The organism is Streptomyces sp. ActVer (genome assembly GCF_027270795.1).
Taxonomy (GTDB): domain Bacteria; phylum Actinomycetota; class Actinomycetes; order Streptomycetales; family Streptomycetaceae; genus Streptomyces; species Streptomyces umbrinus_A.
Map to the genome: position 1 here is coordinate 1 of NZ_JAPWHT010000507.1, position 7128 is coordinate 7128.

At 69.2% G+C, this 7128-nt stretch carries 3 protein-coding genes; 1 reads left to right on the forward strand and 2 read right to left on the reverse strand.

Annotation, left to right across the window (positions count from 1 at the left end):
* Nucleotides 1-255: 255 nt before the first annotated feature.
* Together O3Q52_RS45655 and O3Q52_RS45660 are read right to left on the reverse strand one after the other, a co-directional pair.
* Complete coding sequence (locus O3Q52_RS45655; protein WP_269654387.1) at nucleotides 256-837, reverse strand: YdeI family protein; 582 nt, start codon at nucleotides 835-837, stop codon at nucleotides 256-258.
* Nucleotides 838-1098: 261 nt separating this feature from the next.
* Nucleotides 1099-4539, reverse strand: coding sequence for a CARDB domain-containing protein (locus O3Q52_RS45660; RefSeq protein ID WP_269654388.1), 3441 nt, complete (start codon nucleotides 4537-4539; stop codon nucleotides 1099-1101).
* A gap of 508 nt (nucleotides 4540-5047) precedes the next feature.
* Between O3Q52_RS45660 and O3Q52_RS45665 the strand changes: the two genes are divergently transcribed.
* Nucleotides 5048-7128, forward strand: a 2081-nt coding sequence (locus O3Q52_RS45665) for a discoidin domain-containing protein (protein WP_269654389.1), incomplete at its 3' end; no start/stop codon positions are given.

A 7128-nucleotide genomic window follows, 5' to 3' on the forward strand; every position in this document is an offset into this window, starting at 1 on the left:
GGGGCAAAACCTGCTGGTGAGGGCACTGCGATCCGCCCTGGCGGCGAATCCCAGCTCGTTGCCCTGCTCCGCAGGAGTCCGTTTCCTCTCCGCCCTGAACGGCGGAGTATCCACGGAGGAATCCGATGAAGAGGTCCGACACGGAGATCACCGAGATGCGACAGGATGGTTACTTCATAACCTCAGCCATTGAAGCTCTCTATAAGCCTCCGCGGGCCTTGACGTCCTTGATCTGCGCGTCGGCCGAGCGGTTGATCATGATGGCCGCTCCGACCTCGCCATCGTCGCCACCATCCGCTCCAGGCGGGTCAGCCGCGTCTTCTCGGTGCGGGCGGTGACCAGGCGGAGGTACAGGGCGAACTGGTCGGACTTGCTGAGCGTCTCGTAGAACGCCCGCGCGGCCGGGTTCGCGTCGAGCGCCTCGACGAGATCCGGCGGTGCCGTGGCATTCTTCTGCGAGGCGTATGCGGTCTCCCAGCGGCCGTCCGTCCGCGCCGCCTCGATCTCGGCGAGGCCGCGGGGGCGCATCCGGCCTGCCGCGATCAGGGCCTCGGCCTTGTCGACGTTCACCTGCGACCAGGCGGAGCGGGGACGGCGGGGTGTCGTGCGCTGCAGGAAGTACGTGTCGTCAAAGCCGCGCCGCAGGCCGTCGATCCAGCCGAAGCAGAGCACCGTGTCGACCATCTCTTCCCAGGTGAGCGACGGGATGCCGGTGTGCTTTCTGGCGATCTTCACCCAGAGCGCGGTCCGTTCCCCGTGATGCGCGTCGAGCCAGGTCTCAAGCTCGGCCGGGCTCGCGGGGACAAGAATCTCGACGCCGTCCTCGTATTTCTGCACAAACCGCAGACTAGAGGCACTGTAGGACAGTTGCTGACCTACTCGAGCGCACCGCTCAGGTGACCTGCTCAAGCGGCCTACTCAGGCGACCTGACCGGCTCACTGCTTGGCGAGCTTCGCCCTGCTGCCACAGGCCACCCGTCGAGTCGATGAACTGCTTGAGCTGACGGCCGACGTCGAGGTCGCGTACTCGGATGTGCCCGATCTCCCCGCTGCGGCCGGGTCTCCGGCACCCGTCGCCGGTGGCCGGAGACCCCTGACTCAGCGGTTCATACGGGCGGCGGACGCCCCGTTGGGCGTGCCGGTGATGGTGAACTGCGAGCCCGGCTCGATCAGTACGCTCCCTTCGGCCGAGTTCGTGATCGTGACGTTCGTCAGGGCGGCGCTGCCGCGGGCCCCGCTCATCGCGAGGATGCCGGACCCGTTGTTGGACCCGTCGATCCTGACGTCGGTGATCTTCACGCCCGGCATCGCGCCGCCACCCGTCTTGAACTGGATGCCGTCGTACGTCGAGTCGAAGATCTCGGTGTCACGGATGGTCACGCCCGGGATGTCCTGGCCCTGGGCGAAGAGGGTGATGGCGCCGAACTCCTGGTCCTCGTTCCAGAACGCGCCGCCCGTCCGGTGCAGGGCGTTGCCCGCGATGAGGGTCTGCCCGGAGAACGGGAGCGGGTCGTGGTCGGTGGCGAGCATGATGCCGGGGTAGTTCATCATGTCGGCGATGACGTTGTTCTCGATGGTGTTGCCGTAACCGCCGTACACCGCTATGCCGTTGGCCCGCCACGGCAGCTGGATCGTGTTGTTGCGGAAGTGGTTGTCGTGGCCGATGTCGACCGAGGTGTCCTTCACGTACTTGCTGGCCCACACGGCGAGCGCGTCGTCGCCGGTGTTGCGGAAGGACGAGTTGTAGACGGTGGAGTTGCGGGTGCCGTTGGCGAAGTTGATGCCGTCGGCGTAGGTGTTGCGGATGCGTACGCCCGAGAACTCCAACTCGTCGCCGGGGCCCCACAGTTCGGGGATGTTGGAGTAGTCGCGGCCGGCCCACACGCCGACGTTGGCGTGCTCGATCCACACGTTGGTGATCTTCGTGCCCTTGCCGAAGCGGCCGTTGAGGCCCACGCCGCCCTCGTGGTTGCCGTCGCCGCCGCGGATGGTGCCCGAGCCGAAGATGGCGATGTCGGAGATCTGGGTGTTGTGGTCGATGTCGAAGCCGAAGTTGCCCTCGTGCGGGTGGTTGATGCCACCGGCCTGGTGGGGCGGGGTGAGGGTGTAGAGCTGGGAGTGCCACATGCCCGCGCCGCGGATGGTGACGTCCCGGATGCCGACCTGGTTGTACTGGCCCCGGTTCAGCGGGTCGTCGGTGAGGATCTTCTGTTCCTGGCGCCACTGCCCGGCCGGGATCCACACGCAGGAGATCTGGCCGTTCTGGTCGGCGGTGACTGCCCGCTGGATGGCGTCGGTGTCGTCGAGCCCGTCGCCCGGGACGGCCCCGTACTCGGTGATCGAGGTGCAGTTCGCGGGCTTGGCGGCCGCGGGCGCGACCTGTTCGAGGTCGACGAGGTCGATGACGTAGAACGCGGCCGTGTCACCCGCGTCCCGCTGGAGACGGAACTTGGTGCCCACCGGGTAGCTCTGCGACAGCAGCGCGTGCGACTCGTCGAACAGCCGACGGGCGTCGCTGCCGGGCGAGTTGGTCAGTCCCTCGGGGTCGTCGGTGGTCCCGTACAGCCAGCTGTGCTTCGACGACAGGTTGAGCTTCTGCACGAAGGTGCCGTTGGCGTACAGGCTGATCGTGGCCTGTGCTCCGCCGCCACCCGCGGCGTCCGGGACGGAGTTGCGCACCACGATCGAGTTGGAGGGAGCCGTCGAGGTGAACTCGACGAACTGGCCGGTGGAGTTGAGCCTGACGGACTTGCGGCCCGAGGACTCGGTGGCGAAGTTGGTGTGTCCGAAGGTCCGCTTGGCGTCGGCGGTGAGCAGGGTGCCCTCGTAGCGGCCTTCCTCCGCCTCCAGTTCGGTGTACGGGACGGCGGCGCCACGGCCGACGACGAGGGACTTGGCGAGCACGTTGTTGTTCTCGTTGGTCTCGTCGAGGACCCCGGTGGCGTCGGCGGTGGCCGTGAGGGTGGCCCCACCGCTGGTCGCCGTCCACGTTCCGCTGATCGCCACGTTCGCCGTGGCTCCGGACGCCACCTGGCCGGTCGTGCCGTTGAGCGTGGTGGAGCCGACCTGGAGCCTGGTCACGGAGCCGGCCGGCGCCGCGGTGGTGCCGCGGTTGTGCACGGCGACGGTGAAGGAGACGGACGAGCCGACGGCCGGGTTGGTGGTGATGCCGCGTACTTCGAGGTCCGGGCCGGGTGCCTGGCCCACGACCAGCCGGTTCGCGGCGGCGCGGCTGTTGTTGCTGTCGTCGAGTTCGGCGACCGTGTTGCGCGGGTCGACCACGGCGGAGACGCCGTAGTCGCCCGCGGGACGGGTACCGGCGGCGACGGCCACCGTGGCGGACGCACCCGGGTCGAGCGCGGGTACGGTTCCGCTGCCGACGGCCGTTCCCTCCAGGCTGACGTCGGCGGTCGTGGCGGGCGAGCGTGCCGTGCCCGCGTTGCGGACCGTGGCGTTCACGGTCACCGCGTCCCGCTCGGAGGGGGCAGCAGGTGTCCAGTCCAGCCCTGTGACGGTCAGGTCAGGAGCGGGTGCGGCGGTCCCGACGACCTGGAACTCGGCGACCTGGCCGCCCGGTGCCCCGGTGTTGGAGAAGAAGCGGAGCCGCAGGTCGGACCAGCGGCCGGTGACCGGGATGGTCACCGAGTTGTTGTCCCGGGAGGGACTGAAGGCGTAGTCGGCACGGTCGCGCAGCGAGGTGAAGCCGCTCGCGGAGTGTTCACGGCCCAGCACCTGGATGCTCTGGGTCCTGGCCGCCCACACCTGGTCCGGGTTGAGCTTGACCACCACGGCGTCGACATCGGCGTTGGCCCCGAGCTTGACGGTGAGGTCGGAGGGGTGGCCTGCCGCTTCCCAGTAGGTGGAGGTGGAGTCGTCGGTGGCGTTCGCGGCGACGAAGTTGTGGACCGAGGAGGTGGCCTCGACGGGCTTGTTGCGGGCCAGGTTGGTGCCCGTCGGCGGAGGCGTGGTGCCGCCGTCGTCGCCGTACACCTCCAGTTCGGAGAGCTGAGCGGCGTTCCAGCCGGTGTTCCCGGTGATGTGCACGCGGACATAGCGCGTCTCGGTCGGGGAAGTCAGGCTGACCGGGACGGTGTTGGCCTGCGCGGGGTTGAACGCCCGGCCGGCCGAGGCCGCGAGCGTACGGAACGTGGAGCCGTCGGTGCTGGCCTGCAGGGACAGCGTCTGGTTACGGCTCTCCCAGGTGGCGGGCAGTTTGAGCACCACCTGGTCGACGGTCCGGGTCGCGCCGAGGTCGACCTGGACCCACTGCGGGAAGGAGCCGCCCGGCCCCTCCCAGTAGGAGGCCTGGGTGCCGTCGGTGACGTTCCCGGCGGTGTAGGGGCCGTTCGAGCCGCCCGCGGTGGCCGGACGTCCGAGCGCGAGGTTGACGACGGCCGCCGCCTTCGCGCGATCGCGGTCGACCGGGGCGGTGGCGGCCCGGGCGCTCGACGTGACGGCCAGCGGTATCAGCCCGGTCGTCATGAGCGCGGCTATGACGGCACCGGTCAGTGACCGGCGGCCGAGGGGTCTCCATCTCATGGGGTCCTCTGTTCCGTGGGGGAGGCGGAAGCGCGACTGACGGGCCGGGCACGCCGGGGCAGGCACAGGGAGTTCAGAGGGGGAGTGGAGCGTCCGTCGAGGAATGCACCGGCCTTGCGCGCAAATTAAGCTGCTCAGTCGATTCTTTGCAGAAACTACGCCCACAGGTTTCTAGCCCGTCTCTGCTTTGTCAACGGTCCCGGTATCACCGGTAGTTGACGTGGAAGCGGCTTGCGTCGCTTGCGTGCCCGCTTGCGCTTTTCCGACAGCTCGCGCGAAAGTCGCTGGCCCGGTGCTGCAGCAGGTGGGAAGGACCCGCGGGGCCTGCATTTCGGGCATGCTCACGCCATAGACGTACCGTCAGGTGTCTGCAACTCTCGGATCGATCGACGCAAAAGAGAGTGCGCGCCACCGCACCTCGAAGCGCGACGCACACCCCCACGGACACTCACCCACACAGCCGCCCCGGGGCCGCCCACATCCGGTTCGGGTCGGAGATCGGGGACACATGAGACCGCAACGCCGGGGATGGCGGGGCATTGCCGCCGTCCTCACGACCGCTCTGCTCCTGCTGGGTCTGCCGTCGCTGACCGCCGCTGCGGCGGCTGCCGGGCCCAACCTCGCCGCCGGACGGCCCGCCACCGCCAGCAGTGCCCACGCCGAATACGCCGCACGCAACATCACCGACGGTGACCAGGGAACGTACTGGCAGAGCGCCGGGAGCAGCCTCCCCCAGTGGATCCAGACGGACCTGGGTGCCACCGTCCGCGTGGACGAGGTGGTGCTGAGGCTGCCGGCGGGCTGGGAGAGCCGCAATCAGACCCTGTCCGTCCAGGGCAGCGCGGACGGCACGAGCTTCACCACGCTGAAGACCTCCGCGTCCTACGCCTTCAGCCCCGGCAGTGCCAACACCGTGACGGTGACCTTCCCCGCCGCCCAGGCCCGGTACGTACGGATCGACATCACCGCCAACACCGGGTGGCAGGCCGCGCAGCTCTCCGAGCTGGAGGTCCTCGAGTCCGGTGACTCCTCGGCGAACCTGGCGCGGGGGCGCACGCTCACCGCCGCCGGTCACCACGAGACCTATGTGCCGGCCAACGCGGCCGACGGCAACAAGGCCACCTACTGGGAGAGCCGCAACAACGACTTGCCGCAGTGGATCCAGGCGGACCTCGGTTCCTCCCTGCGTGTCGACCGGGTGGTGCTGCGCCTGCCCGACGGCTGGGGAGCCCGCAGCCAGACCCTGAAGATCCAGGGCAGCGCCAACGGCAGCGACTTCTCCGACCTGACCGCCTCCAAGGCCTACGCCTTCGCGCCGGGCGACGGCAACTCGGTGACGATCTCCTTCGACCCGACGACCACCCGGTACGTGCGGGTGCTGGTCACCGCCAACACCGGTCAGCCCGCTGCCCAGTTGTCCGAACTGGAGGTCTACGGCCCGGCGAGCGGCGACACCGAGGCGCCGGACGCCCCCGCGGACCTCGCCTACACCGAGCCCGCCGCCGGGCAGATCCGGCTGACCTGGCAGGCGTCCGACGACAACACCGGCGTGACCGGCTACGACGTGTACGCCAACAACGAGCTGCTCACCAGCGTCGCGGGCACGGTCACCACGTACACCGACAACCGTCCCGCGAGTGCCACGGTCTCCTACTTCGTGCGGGCCAGGGACGCCGCCGGGAACGTCTCCGGCAACAGCAACACCGTCACCCGCCGCGGCGAGACCGGTGACACCCAGGCACCCACGGCACCCGCGAACCTGGCCCTCACAGAACCGGCCGCCGGGCAGATCAGGCTCGCCTGGAACGCCTCCAGCGACAACACCGGTGTGACCGGCTACGACGTGTACGCCAACAACGAGCTGCTCACCACGGTCGCCGGTACGGTCACCACGTACACCGACAACCGCTCCGCGAGTGCCACGGTCTCCTACTTCGTGCGGGCCAAGGACGCCGCCGGGAACGTGTCGGGGGACAGCAACACCGTGACGCGCAACGGCACTTCGGGCCCCGGCTCCAACCTCGCGGTCGGCAGGCCGATCACGGCCTCCTCGACCGTGCACACCTTCGTCGCCGAGAACGCCAACGACAACAGCACCTCCACCTACTGGGAGGGCTCCGGCCACCCGGCCACCCTCACCGTGAAGCTCGGAGCCAACGCCGACGTCTCCTCGCTCGTCCTCAAGCTCAACCCGGACAGCTCCTGGGGCGCCCGGACCCAGAACATCCAGGTCCTCGGCCGCGAGCAGGACGCCACCGGCTATTCCGGCCTGGTAGCCGCGAAGGACTACGCCTTCAACCCGTCGAGCGGCAACAGCGTGACCGTGCCCGTCACCGCGCGGGTGGCCGACGTGCAGTTGCGCTTCACCTCCAACACGGGCGCCCCGGCCGGGCAGATCGCCGAGTTCCAGGTGATCGGAACAGCCGCGCCCAACCCGGATCTTGAGGTCACCGCGCTGACCGCCTCACCGGCGTCACCGGTCGAGTCCGACGAGATCACCCTCACCGCCACCGTCCGCAACAGCGGCGAGGCCGCCGCACCGGCCAGCGCCGTCGCGCTGCGCCTGGGCGGCACCAAGGTCGCCACAGA

What these genes read in the sequence shown, in the direction of transcription:
- O3Q52_RS45660 (WP_269654388.1), bottom strand. Translation starts at nt 4,539, where the DNA reads ATGAGATGGAGACCCCTCGGCCGCCGGTCACTGACCGGTGCCGTCATA.